Raw genomic sequence first — 16,927 nt, 5'->3', positions numbered from 1 at the left:
ATTACTTATCAAGAGATGATATCATGAGCTCCGCGTCGAATATCGAAAAAGCTACCAACGCAGTCCAGACTATTGTAACTCAGATTGTCAAGCGTACAGGAGTAGGTGGAGTTTTCGGGCAGGGTTATGCTGCGTTGTTAACAGGGCAGCTTGGAGTGGTAGGTAGCCTGTCCGATTTGGCTGACAAAATGGAAAAGGGGGAGGCCACGATTTATGACGTGGCTAACGTTGCTGTTGACTTAGGAGCGGTCGTGGGAGGTCTTGTCGCTCTTACGACCGGTTCGACTGCTTTATTGACAGTGGTAGGAGCAGTAGGGATAGCCGCATTAGTATTAGAGAATTTCCCAGAATTTTATGAGTTTTATACAGAGCAGGAACTTCAACGAAAAATAGAGAGTGGTTTCGGCACGCCTGTGCCCATTGAGACCGGAGTGGAAGGCTTATTACTTCCAATCACTGGTATCTCTTCAGATACAAATACTAGCTATCGTTCCGCGTTAAATTTTGTTCCTCGTGTTGATCCGCTTGTGTTGGATTTAGACGGCGACGGCGTAGAAACGGTTTCCTCAACCAGCGGTATTGTCTTCGATTTCGATGGTGACGGAGTAAGGACTGGGACGGGATGGGTTAGCTCGGATGACGGCTTTCTCGTGTTGGATAGAAATGCTAATGGTACTATTGACAATGGCACCGAACTATTTGGTGTTGATACTACTAAGAACAACGGCACAAAAGCCGCAAATGGGTTTGACGCATTAAAAGATTTAGATAGCAATAACGATGGGGTCTTCGATAATCGAGATACAGCATTTTCTCAGGTTAAAGTTTGGAGCGACAAAAACCAAGACGGGGTATCGAGCGCTTCTGAGCTTTATACTCTAAAGCAGCTTGGTGTCGCTGCGATTGATCTTTCTTCAAGTAGCGCGAATATTGGCGGAGGTGATAACGTAATAACAGGCGTCGGGAAGTTTACCTATGAAGATGGTCACTCATCTGAGCTAAATGCTAATCAAAGCACTGTTGCAAACCTTGATTTGGCTTCAAATCCATTTTATCGAGACTTTTCAGACAGCGTCCTGGTTGATGCTGATTTGGAGTCTTTGCCCGATATGCATGGTTCTGGACTCGTCAGGGATCTTAGGGAGGCCGCAGCCCAAAGTGAAATGCTAGAGAGCCTCTTAAGAGCAATCTCTGACTCATCCAGTCGTACCACCTTAGACCAGTCCATTAGTCAGGTTATTAGTGCATGGTCTGAGACGTCAGGTCATCAGAGCATAGGCCTTCGAATTAACGAAACCACTTCTTTACATGAGCATGTTTCTTTTGGTTTCTCATGGGGAGAGGGGGGTGCCAATTTAAATACTCTAAGTGATTCTCAGAAGAGCTTGAAATCGCTTTTTGAGAAAGTTGAAATTCTTGAGGTTTTCAATGGTCAAGATTATTTTAAAACTTCAGTCAGCTACAATGCTGATGGTTCGGTGCGGCTAAATATCAAAATTGGTAGCTTGGCTATTACTAAGAACTTCAGTGCCTCCGCTTATGAAAGCGGAATCAGACTCAGCGAGTCAGATTTTCAGCTAAATAGCGGTCAGATCCAGTTTATTGAGCACGCTTACGCCAGCTTGGAGGAGTCTGTTTATAAAGGAATAATTTTACAGTCACGTCTCAGGCCCTACATTAATTTGGTTGCGGTTACATCTGATTCTGATGGCGTGCATGTGAGCTATTCTAATGTTTTAGAATCGCTGGACAGATTCTTTGGCAGTAACCCCAGGGATACTTTTATGGATCTGTTAGATCTGGAAAATTACATTCCAGACCACGTTCGAGAGAGTAAGCTTTCGATCTGGGCTAGCCATTTATCGACTGAAGATGCAACTTACATATCTGAGCATACGGTGGCTGGAAGGCATTTGGTGCTTGGAGGTGCTGAAAATGACACGATTACGTCCACAGCTGATAGCGCTAGGGTTTACGGCGGTGATGGAGATGACACGATCACGGTCGCTACCGGCTCGAAGGAAAACACTTTAATCGGCGGCACCGGTAATGACTCCCTGACTGGTGGCTACTTCACCGATACATACGTGTTCAATTTGGGAGACGGTAACGACGTCATTACGGATTACGATGCTGGCTATGCTTCAACCGATACGCTGCGCTTTGGTGCGGGCATTCTCGCTAGCGATATACAGGTTCTCAAGTCCGGTACTGATGTGGTTTTCATGCATCGCAACGGTACGGATCAAATCCGAGTTAAGGGTTGGTTTGGCAGTACAGCATCCAGCGCAGATGCGGTAATTTACAACATCATTGAGCGTGTCCAGTTTGCGGATGGCACGTCCTGGACGTGGGCAGATATTGCTGCGGCAGGGTTGAATCAAGTTGGTACTGCAACTGCGGACACTCTGATTGGCTGGTCCGGTAACGACGTCATTCATGGTGGAGACGGCAACGATACCCTTTCAGGCGGTGCGGGTGCCAACCAACTCTACGGTGATGCCGGCGATGACACGATCGTGGTCGCCACCGCCTCAAAGGGAAACACTTTAGTCGGAGGTACCGGTAATGACACCTTGACCGGTGGCTATTTCGCCGACATCTACGTGTTCAATCTGGGAGACGGTAAAGACGTCGTTATGGATTACGATGCGGGCAATGTAGCAACTGACACGCTGCGTTTTGGTCCAGGCATCCTCGCCAGCGATATCAATACCCGCCGGGTGGATTCTGATCTGGTGTTCATGCACCGCAACGGCACGGATCAGTTGACGTTCAAGGGTTGGTTCGACAGTGCTGCGGCAAGTGCAGGCGTGACTCCTTACAACATCATTGAGCGCGTTGAATTTGCCGATGGTACGTTCTGGACCTGGGCGGATATTGTCGCGACGGGGCTGAAACAGGTTGGTTCGGAAGGGGCCGAGACGCTGACCGGCTGGTCTGGGAACGACATCATTCATGGCGGTGGTGGGAACGATACCTTGTTGGGAGGGGCCGGTGCCAACCAACTGTACGGCGACGCTGGGGACGACACCCTCATCGTGGCGTCTGGCTCGAAGGACAACCTGCTGGCGGGTGGATCGGGCAACGACACCTTGACGGGTGGCTATTTTGCAGACGCCTATTTGTTCAATCTGGGTGATGGTCAGGACACCATTACGGACTATGACGCTGGCTATGCGGTGACCGATACCTTGCGCTTTGGTGCAGGGATTCTTGCCAGTGACATCCAGGTGCAAAAGTCCGGTGCTGATGTGGTTTTCATGCATCGCAACGGCACGGATCAGATCCGAGTCAAGGGTTGGTTTGACAGTGCGGCATCGAGTGCTGGGGTTTTGATTAATAACATTCTTGAGCGCGTTGAGTTTGCCGATGGCACATCCTGGAGCTGGGCGGATATCTCTGCGGCAGGGTTGAATCAAGTTGGTACGACCGATGCTGACACTTTGATTGGCTGGTCCGGCAATGACGTCATTCATGGTGGGGACGGCAACGACACCCTTTCAGGAGGATCCGGTGCCAACCAACTGTACGGCGATGCTGGGGACGACACTCTCATCGTGGCGACTGGTTCGAAGGACAACCTGCTGGCAGGCGGATCGGGCAACGACACCCTGACGGGTGGCTATTTTGCAGATACCTACCTGTTCAACTTGGGAGACGGTCAGGACGTCATTACGGACTACGACGGGGGCAACCTGGCCACCGATACCTTGCGCTTTGGAGTTGGGATCCTCGCCAGTGACATCACTGCCCGCCGGGTGAATTCTGATCTGGTGTTCATGCACAACAACGGCACGGATCAACTGACGTTCAAGGGCTGGTTTGACAGCGCAGCCTCCAGTGCCGGTGTGGTTTCCTACAACGTCATTGAGCGTGTTGAATTTGCCGATGGTACGTTCTGGACCTGGGCGGATATTGTCGCAACGGGCCTGAAACAGGTTGGTTCGGAAGGGGCCGAGACGCTGACCGGCTGGTCTGGGAACGACATCATTCATGGCGGTGGTGGGAACGACACCTTGCTGGGAGGGGCCGGTGCCAACCAACTGTACGGCGACGCTGGGGACGACACCCTCATCGTGGCGACTGGTTCGAAGGACAACCTGCTGGCCGGTGGGACGGGCAACGACACCCTTACAGGAGGTTATTTCGCAGATACCTACCTGTTCAACCTGGGGGACGGTCAGGACACCATTACGGACTATGACGGGGGCAACCTGGCCACCGATACCTTGCGCTTTGGGGCCGGAATCCTCGCCAGTGACATCAATACCCGCCGGGTGGATTCTGATCTGGTGTTCATGCACCGCAACGGCACGGATCAGTTGACGTTCAAGGGTTGGTTCGACAGTGCTGCGGCAAGTACAGGCGTGACTCCTTACAACATCATTGAGCGCGTTGAATTTGCCGATGGTACGTTCTGGACCTGGGCGGATATTGTCGCGACGGGGCTGAAACAGGTTGGTTCGGAAGGGGCCGAGACGCTGACCGGCTGGTCTGGGAACGACATCATTCATGGCGGTGGTGGGAACGATACCTTGTTGGGAGGGGCCGGTGCCAACCAACTGTACGGCGACGCTGGGGACGACACCCTCATCGTGGCGTCTGGCTCGAAGGACAACCTGCTGGCGGGTGGATCGGGCAACGACACCTTGACGGGTGGCTATTTTGCAGACGCCTATTTGTTCAATCTGGGTGATGGTCAGGACACCATTACGGACTATGACGCTGGCTATGCGGTGACCGATACCTTGCGCTTTGGTGCAGGGATTCTTGCCAGTGACATCCAGGTGCAAAAGTCCGGTGCTGATGTGGTTTTCATGCATCGCAACGGCACGGATCAGATCCGAGTCAAGGGTTGGTTTGACAGTGCGGCATCGAGTGCTGGGGTTTTGATTAATAACATTCTTGAGCGCGTTGAGTTTGCCGATGGCACATCCTGGAGCTGGGCGGATATCTCTGCGGCAGGGTTGAATCAAGTTGGTACGACCGATGCTGACACTTTGATTGGCTGGTCCGGCAATGACGTCATTCATGGTGGGGACGGCAACGACACCCTTTCAGGAGGATCCGGTGCCAACCAACTGTACGGCGATGCTGGGGACGACACTCTCATCGTGGCGACTGGTTCGAAGGACAACCTGCTGGCAGGCGGATCGGGCAACGACACCCTGACGGGTGGCTATTTTGCAGATACCTACCTGTTCAACTTGGGAGACGGTCAGGACGTCATTACGGACTACGACGGGGGCAACCTGGCCACCGATACCTTGCGCTTTGGAGTTGGGATCCTCGCCAGTGACATCACTGCCCGCCGGGTGAATTCTGATCTGGTGTTCATGCACAACAACGGCACGGATCAACTGACGTTCAAGGGCTGGTTTGACAGCGCAGCCTCCAGTGCCGGTGTGGTTTCCTACAACGTCATTGAGCGTGTTGAATTTGCCGATGGTACGTTCTGGACCTGGGCGGATATTGTCGCAACGGGCCTGAAACAGGTTGGTTCGGAAGGGGCCGAGACGCTGACCGGCTGGTCTGGGAACGACATCATTCATGGCGGTGGTGGGAACGACACCTTGCTGGGAGGGGCCGGTGCCAACCAACTGTACGGCGACGCTGGGGACGACACCCTCATCGTGGCGACTGGTTCGAAGGACAACCTGCTGGCCGGTGGGACGGGCAACGACACCCTTACAGGAGGTTATTTCGCAGATACCTACCTGTTCAACCTGGGGGACGGTCAGGACACCATTACGGACTATGACGGGGGCAACCTGGCCACCGATACCTTGCGCTTTGGGGCCGGAATCCTCGCCAGTGACATCAATACCCGCCGGGTGGATTCTGATCTGGTGTTCATGCACCGCAACGGCACGGATCAGTTGACGTTCAAGGGTTGGTTCGACAGTGCTGCGGCAAGTGCAGGCGTGACTCCTTACAACATCATTGAGCGCGTTGAATTTGCCGATGGCACATCCTGGAACTGGGCGGATATCTCTGCGGCAGGGTTGAATCAAGTTGGTACGACCGATGCTGACACTTTGATTGGCTGGTCCGGCAATGACGTCATTCATGGTGGGGATGGCAACGACACCCTTTCAGGAGGAGCCGGAGCGAATCAGCTGTACGGCGATGCTGGGGATGATGTCCTCGTTGTGGCAGCTGCTTCGAGAGGCAACACGCTGGCCGGAGGGACGGGTAATGACGACATCACCGGGGGCAATTTTTCAGATACCTACCAGTTCAACCGGGGTGACGGTCAAGACACCATCACGGACTATGACGGTGGCTACGTTGGGACCGATACCGTTGCGTTCGGAGCTGATATCAGTCCGCAAGATTTGTGGCTCCGGCATACCGGTTCCAATTTGGAAATCACCGTTATAGGGTCGAATGAGAAATTGACGATCAGCAACTGGTATCAATCCAGTAATTACCACGTTGAGGCTCTCAAGACCACTGATGGCAAGGTACTGATGGACACTCAAGTTCAGAATTTAGTCGACACCATGGCTTCGTTCGGCGTGGCGCCAGGGGCTGAAACAAGTCTAACTAATGATCAACGGGCTCAACTTGATGCGGTACTGGCCGCGAACTGGAAATAGGGCTTTGCCAAATGTGTAGGCGTCGGTTATTGAGCTGACGCTGACTCCCGCGCAGTCACTTGTGCGAGGAGTCGCTTCCCTTGACGGTAGCTAGCCGTCTGGAGTTGGTTCGTAATTGCCGCTAGAAGTGATCGCAGCCGCACTCTTGGTTAGCTTTCCATCCCCTTAACCTACGTAAACTTTGAGAAAACCCGGTCCCTGCGCCGGGTTTTTTATGTGCGCAGAGGTCGGCTGGCTGTGTGAATCTCATCATCATTCTCTCAGCAGTTGAAGTCTGCTGGCGCTCTTCAGCGATCGTTTAGCCACTGACACCGTGCATGACGCCAGTCCGCTAGCTGAAGGAGCAGGTTCGCAGCTCTCCGCCTGTCAGATTATTCCTATACAAATTGACCGTAAAACTTGTACAACGTTAACTGTATATTCGTACAAGTTTTTGGTCTCGTGCGTCATGAGCTATTCAATCTTGGGTCCTGTTGCCGAGGCTGGCCTGAAGCCACCTTTGTGTTCGTTTCGTGTGCCTTCAGGGTTCCCATCCCAGGCAGCGGACCACATCGAGGCGCACATCTCATTGGATGAGGTTCTGAGCATCCGTGCTCCGCATGTCTACCTGGTTTCAATTACCGGGGAGAGCATGCAGGGCGCTGGAATATTCGAAGGGGATTTGGCAGTGGTGGATCGAGCACTGGAACCGGTTCACGGTCACATTGTTTTGTCGGTCATGATGAGCAGAAATCGAGCCAAATAGCGCGCTCGGCGATGTCATACGAAACTATGATTACTCAGTACTGAAGATGCCGACTTATGAAGTCGGTAGCAATCCATTCTCGGTATAGGCTGGGAAAGAAATCATCGACTCGGCCGGTGGGTGCTCTCAGGTGGAGGACAACACAGCACTGAGTCGATCGCCCAGCAGATTCCAGGCACGTTTCTTCTCTTCGGCATAGTCGTGATGCAGGTAGTGGCGTCTCACCCTAGAACCGGCCAGCACATGGTTTTGGCAGCGATCGATGACGTCCAGGCTGACCCCCAAAGCCTGCATCATGGTTACCCCCGAACGGCGCAGGTCATGCGGAGTCCAGTCGTCCTTTTGGCCGTCGGCAAGGACCAAGGTATCGTCATGGCACCGTCTGGAGAGGGCTTTGCGGTTTTTGAACCGGGCCTGGCGATCGCCGACCTGTTTGCTCACCACTTTCATGTCCACATGCCCATCATCCTGCTTGTTCGGAAAGCACCATTGTGAGTCTCCCGTCAAGGTTTTGAGTTCCTGAAAGAAATGCAGCGCGAAGGGCGAGAGGAAGACAAGGTGGTCTTGTTTCTTGCCACGGGTGCCTTTGACGTTTTCGCTGGGGAGGAACCAGGTCTGCAGGTCCAGATCGACATTTTTCCATTAGGCCTGCAGCAACTCGCTAATCCGGCACAGCGTGCCCAGGCTGATCCAGAGCGCGAGCTGAGTTTCCTTCTTTAGCGGCCGAATGCCGTCGTATTTTTGCCCCGCGGGCAGGGTGTCGTAATCGGCTGTTATTTGCTGAAAGCGGTTGCGCAGTTCCAACAGCTCAGCCGGGGAAAGGATGCGGCTTCTTTCCGCTTCATAGTCGGCAGGGATCAAAGGGGAGATGTCGACCAGTTCAGTCGGATTCCCTTCAGCCAGTAACGCCCGCCAATGTTGGCGCTTTCTGGACCAGTTGAACATCTGGGGGCTCATCGATGAGCGCATGTGCCTGGTTGCGGGCCTTGCGGATATCTGTCAGGGATTTGCGCGGCCAGGTTCCGCAGGCGTACTCTTTGTTCTGGTCGCCCCACCGATACCGATAGATAAAGCTGACCGACACACCGTCCTTACGCACGGAAATTCGACCGGCGAGATTGCCATCCTCCCTGAGGATGCGGCCGGCATCCTCAGCGGTCAGCGACTCGAGCTCTTTGATGGTGATTTAAGCCATAAAATAGATTTCCCCTACTTTTACCCCCACAAAAACGTCGGCTCTTGATGGACGTTCCTGGACTCTCGTAGAGCAGAACACCGCTGTAGCTCAAGTAAATACTGGCTTGGAAAAATCCAAAGTGAAATTTTGGAAGCTTTCGAGAAGTATGAAAAAGAAGATGGGGTGCTAGGGGGCGAGTGTTCGAATCACTCCGTCCCGACCATATAATTCAAGGGGTTGCGAGATTTTATCTCGTGACCCCTTTTTATTTGTCCGCGTTTTTTCCCCCACAAACGGCTGGCTCTGAGTGGATTTTTCGGATGTATTACCAATAATCGGATTTTGTCCTAGGGGTTTTTGACAGGCGGATTGCTTCGGTCTACCTAGCGGTCATTCGATGATGGGATGAGAAATCAGTAACGACCAAAGGCACATTACGGCTTTCACTAGAAGAGCTATCATCCCGCCATCAGCTCAAGAGGGGCCCTCTGGCCGGCCAATTCCGGCACTCCCTTGGGCATAACGACAAGGATGGTTGCGCATGGACGACATCGTTCAGCCCCTTACGCCCCAAGAAGAAGTCCAGCCTAAAGAAGTAAATATCCTTGCCACCTTGGTGGCGAAGCTGAACCTTGCAGATTTCCAGAACGCCATTCCTGTGATACGCGAGCTTCGTATCTCGAACGAGACGGGTGATCGTTTCATCAATGCGACTCTTACCCTTAGCTCGGCGCCCGAGGTATTTAAATCCAAGATCTGGCGGATTGACGAGATCGCTGCAGATAGCTTCCGGGTCATACCTGGGCTCGATCTTGTCCTGGATGGCCCGTTGTTGAATCGCCTGACAGAAGCGGAGATGTCGACCTTTACCTTCGTTCTTGAAGCTGATGACAAGGAGGCGGAGAGCGGTCGCAAGGAAGTTGCTCGGCTTGAACAGGTCGTAGACCTTTTGCCCAGAAACCAGTGGGGCGGATTGCGGCATATACCAGATATGACTGCGGCTTTTGTTCAGCCGAATGATGCAGCGGTTGAGCGGTTGCTCAAACAGGCGGCCGAGTTGCTTCGTCTTAGCGATAAACCGTCCGCACTTGATGGATATGAGGGTGGCCCAAAAAGAGCTTGGCAGTTGGCGTCGGCAGTCTGGGGCGCGGTGGCGCGCATGAAGCTCGACTATGCGTTGCCGCCGGCTAGCTTTGAACAATCAGGACAGAAGATTCGTAGCCCCAGTCAGATTGCTGACTCCGGGTTGGCTACATGTCTCGACCTAACTCTGCTTTTCTGCGCAGCATTGGAGCAGATGGGGCTTAACCCTGTGATCGTATTCACCTACGGTCATGCTTTTGCTGGTTTGTGGCTTAAGCCCGAAGAGTTTACGACTGCCCTGGTGGATGATGTCACAGCAGTACGTAAGCGGGTGAAGCTTCAGGAACTCGTGCTGTTCGAGACTACCCTCATTACCCACAACTCAATACCGCCATTCTCTTATGCGGTAGAGATGGGCACTAAACAGGTAGCTGAAGAAGCCGAAAGTGTTTTCGAAATGCTGCTGGATATCCGTCGCGCCCGTCTGCAACGTATCAAGCCGCTCGCCAGCTCAGAGGCTCAGATCGCGCGTGTTGCCGTTGCTGAATCTGCTGAAGCCCCATCGTTTCTGGTGGAGGAAGGGATCGGCATCGCCGATGACAACATTGAGGTGCAAGTTGAGGATCTGTCCAAACTCGACCCAGCCGATCGCCTCGGCCGTTGGCAGCGTAAGCTTCTAGATCTGTCGCTTCGAAATAACTTACTCAATTTCAAAATGGGTAAGCGAGCGCTGAAGCTTGAGTCACCTGATCCAGGTGCGCTTGAGGACATTATTGCAAGTGGACAGGCGCTGAAGCTGCTTACCAGACCTGACCTGATGGATGGAACAGATCCGCGTGAGCGCGCACTCCATGAGCAGCGTGAGCGAGAAGATGTTCGTCGTCGTCATGCTGAAGATGCTCTCAAGCGTAGGGAAGTATTTGTTGCGCTGACGTCCGCTGAAATGGATGTTCGGCTAACTGAGTTGTATCGAAGCGCTCGTACTGCTCTGCAGGAAGGTGGCTCCAACACGCTGTTCCTGGCCATCGGTTTCCTTAGCTGGACGCGTGAGGATAGGGCTGGGCAGAAGTACAAAGCACCACTGGTCTTGGTACCTGTCACTTTGGAACGTAAGAGCGCACGCTCCGGATTTACCATGGTGCTACACGATGATGAGCCTCGTTTTAACCCGACTCTGATCGAGATGCTGCGTCAAGACTTTGAACTGGGCTTGGGTTCGCTGGAGCAGGAATTGCCTCGAGACGACGCAGGACTGGATATCGCAGGCATTTGGAACAAGGTCGGTCATGCGATCAAGGACATTGCTGGTTGGGAACTGAACGAGGACGTTGTGCTCTCGATGTTCTCGTTTGCTAAGTATCTCATGTGGAAGGATCTTGCCGAGAATGCAGAGCATCTTCGACAGAGTCCTGTAGTGCAGCACCTTCTGGACACACCACGCGATTCGTTCATCTCAGATACCCCGTTTCCGGAGGCCGACTCGCTGGACCGTGATTACGGCCCGACTGATGTGTTCTGTCCACTGCCATCTGATTCATCTCAGCTTGCGGCTGTGATGGCAGCAGCCAAGGGCAAAGACTTCGTTCTCATCGGCCCACCGGGCACGGGTAAAAGCCAAACGATTTCCAACATGATCGCCCAGTCGATCGCTCAAGGACGCCGGGTGCTGTTCGTGTCTGAGAAAATTGCTGCCCTGGATGTCGTGTACCGGCGCTTGCGTGAAATCGGTCTGGGCGAGTTCTGCCTTGAGCTTCACTCCAGCAAAGCTCGAAAAACGGATGTCCTTGCTCAGTTGCAGTCGGCTTGGGAAGCGAAAGGGCAGGTAGACGCTGCCGCATGGGAGGTGGAAGCGCAGCGGCTCGCTTCCCTGCGTGACAGCCTCAATATTTATGTCGAGCGTTTGCATCGCCGGCACCGCAACGGCTACACCATCTACGATGCCATCGGGACGGTGACATCAGGTGTTGATGAGACAGTAGCTCCACTTGGTTGGCCATCTCCGGGCACGCATGATCAGAAGGCCATGCTTGAGCTTCGAGAGTTGGGCGATCGCCTTGAAGTGAACGCCCAGGCTGTGGGTTACAGTCAGTTGGCAAGCAACGCTTTGTCCGCAGTAGGCCAAGCAGAGTGGTCGCCTCATTGGCAGCAACAATTCGTGCAGGCTGCTCGTGACGTGCTTCCCGCTGTGCTTGAGGTTCAGCGAGCTGCTGATCGCTTTGTTGAGCTGTCCGGGCTTCCTGTTACGGAGTACACCCCAACAGCGCTTGAGGGGCTATCGATCCTTTCTCGAGCACTTCCTGCTGCCGCTGGGCAGGATTGGTGTTTCGCACTGCGACCCGATGCACGCTCGATTTCTCAGCGTCTGAGTGAGGGTTGTACTTGGGTCGAAGAGCACCGGGACACTAACTCCGGGCTCTCAGCTCTCTGGCCCTCTCGTATAATTGCTGAAGCTAAACAAGGCATTGATCTGCTGCAGCAACGCCGCGCTATTTTCGTTGATCTAGGCCCTGCTTGGCCAGAAAGTGTCACTGACGTTATCGGGCAAGCTGTCACATTGCTGTGTCAGATAGACGACCTCAAGAACCAGCTAACAGCGTCCTACGGTGACGCGATTGAAGGACTTGATATCGAGCTCCTGCTGCGCGAGTGGAAAGACGCGGAGGAGTCTTTCTGGCCTAAGTCTTGGTTTGGAAAACGCCGAATCGCTGGGCTATTGGCTCCGACGCAGACGTCAACAGGTGAAGTCGACAATGGCAAGGATCTCGCTACTTGGGTAGAGATTCGGTCGGTGCGTCGAGCAATCGATGAGCTGGAGCCAGGTCATGAGTGTGTTGCTGTTTGGCAAGGCGCTAAATCCGAAGCAACGCATCTCGCGACAGCGATCAAGCTGCAAGAGGCTATGCGGCTTCAGAAAAGTAATTCTGCCTGGATCGATGACGGCTTGCAGTTGGTTGAGCAGGGGCTGCTAGGTGATGAGCTTAAGGAGGAACTCCGCCGGCTGCGTGCGCTGACTCGTCTCGATGCTGGGTTAGATGAGCTGGTTGATCTCAGCTCAGCAACTAGCTCTCTCTGGAGCGGTTTGACCACGGATATTGACGTGCTGACTTCAGCTCTGCGCTTCCAGGCGGAACGACGAGGCATAGAAGAACGCGGTCGGCTTGTCGACGACTATCCTCATGTAGAGGAGGGGCGTTGTGGCTTGTCGTTAAAAGCTGATTTTGAGTTGCTCAAGAAAAGAGCAGCAGTTGAGCGAGAGTTGGTGGATCTGGCCGATCTACGAGAAATCGTTCCCGTCTGGAATGACTTGAAAACGAAGGTTGACGTCGTGCGTAGGGCGGTAGCGTTTCAGGGGGAAATGACTGCCGCGGTGGCGAAGCTAGCACTCAATCCTGAGCAAGTCGCGGCCTACAAAACACCGCTTCAAACTTTGCTGGGGGATGGTAACGCACTGCTTGAACCGGAGGCTGCTATAGCCAATGCCGGTGTTGCTCTTCGAGAAAAGCTTGAGTTGCTACAGGCGCGAGCGGCGCACCTGACGGCTGTCGGTCATTTCACCGAAATGGGCGTCACCGAAACTGCTCACCTGGCGCTAAGTGATATCAAGACAAACTGCGAAACTGTCGTCTCGTCTGAATCGCGCCTTAAGGCATGGTGCGCTTGGCGGAAGGTTCGCGATGAAGCCTACGCTGTCGGTCTGGCGCCAATTGTTCAAGCGATGGAAGCAGGAGCCATCACCTCTGGAAAAGTCCGGCGTGTATTGGAAGTAAATTATGCCCGCTGGTGGCTGAATACGACGGTCGACAACGAAGAGGTGATCCGGACGTTCGTCAGCGTGGAGCATGAACAGCGCATTCGTGATTTCCGAGCTTTGGATGACAAGTTCACCGAGTTGACCAAAGACTGGCTCCGAGCTCGGCTGTGTTCCGACCTACCAAGCCAGGATAGCGTAAGTCGCTCTTCGGAATGGGGCGTCCTGCGCCATGAGATGGGCAAGAAGACCAAGCACATTCCATTGCGGGAGTTGATGAGTCGTGCGCCAGAAGCGCTAACCAAGCTGACTCCATGCTTGCTCATGAGCCCTCTCTCCATTGCTCAGTATCTGCCGCCTGCTTCAACACCGTTCGATCTCGTTATCTTCGATGAGGCATCTCAAATACCTGTCTGGGATGCCATCGGCGCCATGGCTCGAGGGAAGCAGGTGGTGATGGTGGGCGACCCCAAACAGCTCCCTCCAACTTCGTTTTTTAACCGAGCTGAGTCGACCGCTGAAGATGAGGATGTAGAGGCTGATCTCGAGAGTATTCTGGACGAGTGCATCAGTGCCAACCTGCCGATGCGTAACCTGAACTGGCACTACCGTAGCCGCCACGAGAGTCTGATCGCTTTCTCGAACCAGCGATACTACCAGTCGAAGCTGGTGACCTTCCCATCACCGTTTACGGCCGACAAAGCAGTACGGTTATGCCCTGTCCCGGGTATATATGACAAGGGCGGGTCGCGAACAAACTTAATTGAAGCAAGATATTTAGTTGCTGATTTGGTTGCTCGCCTCCAGTCTCCGGCCTTCCGCGAAAGCAGGCGGACCGTGGGGGTCGTAACCTTTAACGGCGAGCAACAGAAGCTCATCATGGACATGCTGGATGAGGCTTGCCGGAAAGACCCATCACTCGATTCGTATTTCGCTGAGTCCGAGCTGGAGCCTGTGTTCGTCAAGAACCTTGAGAGTGTTCAAGGCGATGAGCGAGACATCATCTATTTCTCGACCACCTACGGAAAAGACGCTGCCGGTGTGCTATCCATGAACTTCGGTCCGATGAACCGCCCTGGTGGTGAGCGTCGACTGAACGTGGCAATAACCCGTGCTCGCCAGGAACTTGTGGTGTTCTCGACCTTGCGCCCAGAGCATATTGATTTAGCTCGTACGCAAGCGATTGGGGTGCGAGATCTTAAGCACTTCTTGGAGTTTGCAGAGCGTGGCCCACGGGCTCTCGCAGAGGCTGACTTTGGTAGCGTGGGTAGTTTCGACAGCCCATTCGAAGAGGCGGTTGCAGCGGCGTTGGCTAAAAAGGGATGGCAGATATTTACCCAGATTGGCGTTTCCTCCTTTCGAATAGACCTTGGGGTTGTTCACCCTGATGCTCCTGGACGGTACCTTGCCGGGATTGAATGCGACGGTGCTACCTATCACCGCAGTGCGACCGCTCGCGATCGTGACAAGCTCCGAGAATTTGTACTGCGTGGACTTGGCTGGGAGATCGTTAGGATATGGTCGACGGACTGGTGGGTAGATGCAATTGGAACTACCGAAAAGGTACACCAACGGCTGAACGAGATTCTTGCGGAGTCCCGAGCCAAGCAAGCTGTCATCGATGCAACTCAAGAGGCGGAGCGACTGAAAATCGACACAGCTATGGCTGAGGTCATTGAGGTAGTAAGTCAGGTTACTGTGGTCGCCACAGCGGATAGTGTGGCCGAATCCAATGATCCCTCAGGTGCGTTGCCTGGGTTGAAGTACGCCAAGGCGGCATCTATCACGCCAGTAGAGGATGTCCTGGCTATTACTCGTCCCCTTGAATATTTGATTTATAAAGAAGCCGACCCTCGTCAGGCGGTCGGGTTGGTCGATCCAGATCAGTTCTTTGAGGCGAGTTACACGGAAACGTTGGAGCAGATGATTGCTCATGTCGTAGCGGAAGAGGGGCCGGTTCTGGACACAGCGCTCGCAAGGCGCATTGCCCGTGCTCATGGCTGGGTACGAACCGGCTCACGGATACGTGATCGCGTTGACCAAATTGCCCGTGCTCGATTCCGCTCACATGAAGAGGAGCATACAGGAGTCTTTTTCTGGCCTACTCATATCGAGTCGGACGCCAGTGTCGTCTTCCGTAAGCCCGGCGACGAAGACACCACGAGAGGACTATCTGAAATCTGCCTGCCAGAACTACGTGCTTTGGTTGATGAGATGGTGCAGCGGGGACACGAAGGGGAATCCTTGATATACGCGGTCGCGAAGGAAGCTGGAGTAAGCAAGCTTGCTCATGCGGGACGTCAGCGAATTGAGAAGGCCATACGTCAAACGACGGAGTAAACGAGAAACAAGGGGGCTGTGAAGGTTGCCATGAAGGTCCCCTTACTTCTGGATAACTGGCCGTGTCTTTGCTCTGAGAAGCGTGGAGTACAAATGCGCTCTTTCTGGGTTAACTGACATTTCGGTTCCAAATGCTCAGGTGATTCAGGCAACGCCACGAGTTATGTTAATGTGCCATCATGTGAACGGTATGGAGAGTCGTGATGGGTTGGAAAGGGACTGTACGTTCGCTGCAAGCGTCTGCGCGGCGATCAGAGCGCAACGCTCATCGCCGTCAGCGTGAGCTTGAAAAGCGACAGAAAGAGTACGCAAAGATGGAAGCGCTGGAACAAGCAGCGTATGAAGTTGAGGTGTACGAAAATCACGTAGATATCCTCCTTTCGATGCACAAGGAGTGTGCCGAGCCTGTGAAATGGAAGCGACTTCTCTCCAATCCTGAACCTAGACAGCCACTCAAGAGCGGTACTCTTGAGCAAGAAGCTACGCATGCGGCCGCTACATATCACCCCAATTTCTGGGCTCGGCTCTTCAAGCTAGAGGCTCGTCAGCGCGTAGCCCTGGTAGGCAAGATTGGCGCCGCGCAGGCGGAAGACGAAAGGCAATATCAGGCTCAGCTTGATGAATGGAAAACTGCCCATACCGAGTGGGCAGAGGAGAGGGACATTGCGATCCGTATCCTTGATGGTGACCGTCAGGCCAAGCTAGATGCCATCGAAGCTTTCGAGTCGTTTACAGAAATCTCACACCTCGGCTCAGCCATTCAGGTGCTTGTTCATGAAGGTGGTGTTCTTGAAGCCCGGGTCGCTATCCATGGCTTAGACGTGATTCCGACCGAAATCAAATCTCTTCTCAAAAGTGGCAAATTGTCGACCAAAGCCATGCCTGCCGGACGGTTCAACGAGCTGCACCAGGACTATGTGTGCAGCTGCACCCTGCGAGTAGGTCGAGAGTTGTTGGCAATCCTGCCGGATGACCTAGTCATCGTCACCGCTCTGGACAATGTGCTCAATAGCTCGACAGGTCATATGGAGGAGGAACCAATTCTGAGTGTTGCGTTCTCTCGGTCAACCGTTGACGGACTTAACCTAGAAACGATAGATCCGTCTGATGCGATGAAGAATTTCGTTCATAACATGAACTTCAAGAAGGGCGCCGGATTCTCTGCCGTTGCCGCCCTTGATGCTCAGCGCTTCGCCGTAACCGTATAACTGAATCATCTCAGAGCCCAG

At 53.6% G+C, this 16,927-nt stretch carries 3 protein-coding genes and 2 pseudogenes; 4 read left to right on the top strand and 1 reads right to left on the bottom strand.

From position 1 onward, the window contains the following. Positions 1-23: 23 nt before the first annotated feature. Positions 24-6,605: a calcium-binding protein gene (locus tag PBDP_RS19405; protein ID WP_212801191.1), complete on the top strand. Its 6,582-nt coding sequence runs from the start codon at positions 24-26 to the stop codon at positions 6,603-6,605. A 448-nt stretch (positions 6,606-7,053) separates the two neighbouring features. After that, a pseudogene (locus PBDP_RS19400) lies at positions 7,054-7,326 on the top strand (LexA family protein); the annotation flags it as partial. Between the two features lie 78 nt (positions 7,327-7,404). On the opposite strand, the pseudogene PBDP_RS19395 reads toward PBDP_RS19400, so the two are convergent. Continuing rightward, positions 7,405-8,536 (bottom strand): annotated as a pseudogene (locus tag PBDP_RS19395) (site-specific integrase). Positions 8,537-9,068: 532 nt separating this feature from the next. On the opposite strand from PBDP_RS19395, the gene proA reads away from it, so the two are divergent. Both proA and PBDP_RS19385 read left to right on the top strand, forming a co-directional pair. Continuing rightward, the gene (gene proA, locus PBDP_RS19390; protein ID WP_212801189.1) at positions 9,069-15,698 is read left to right on the top strand and encodes an anti-phage protein ProA; all 6,630 of its coding nucleotides are present in this window, start codon (positions 9,069-9,071) and stop codon (positions 15,696-15,698) included. A gap of 314 nt (positions 15,699-16,012) precedes the next feature. Beyond that, positions 16,013-16,906 (top strand): hypothetical protein, encoded by an 894-nt coding sequence (locus PBDP_RS19385; protein ID WP_249411812.1) that lies wholly within the window; start codon positions 16,013-16,015, stop codon positions 16,904-16,906. Positions 16,907-16,927: the final 21 nt, after the last annotated feature.

This window comes from Pseudomonas sp. St290, assembly GCF_018325805.1.
Classification (GTDB): Bacteria; Pseudomonadota; Gammaproteobacteria; order Pseudomonadales; family Pseudomonadaceae; genus Aquipseudomonas; species Aquipseudomonas bijieensis.
The sequence above is the reverse complement of the archived record's forward strand: the minus strand, read 5'-3'. Positions and strand labels throughout refer to the sequence as shown.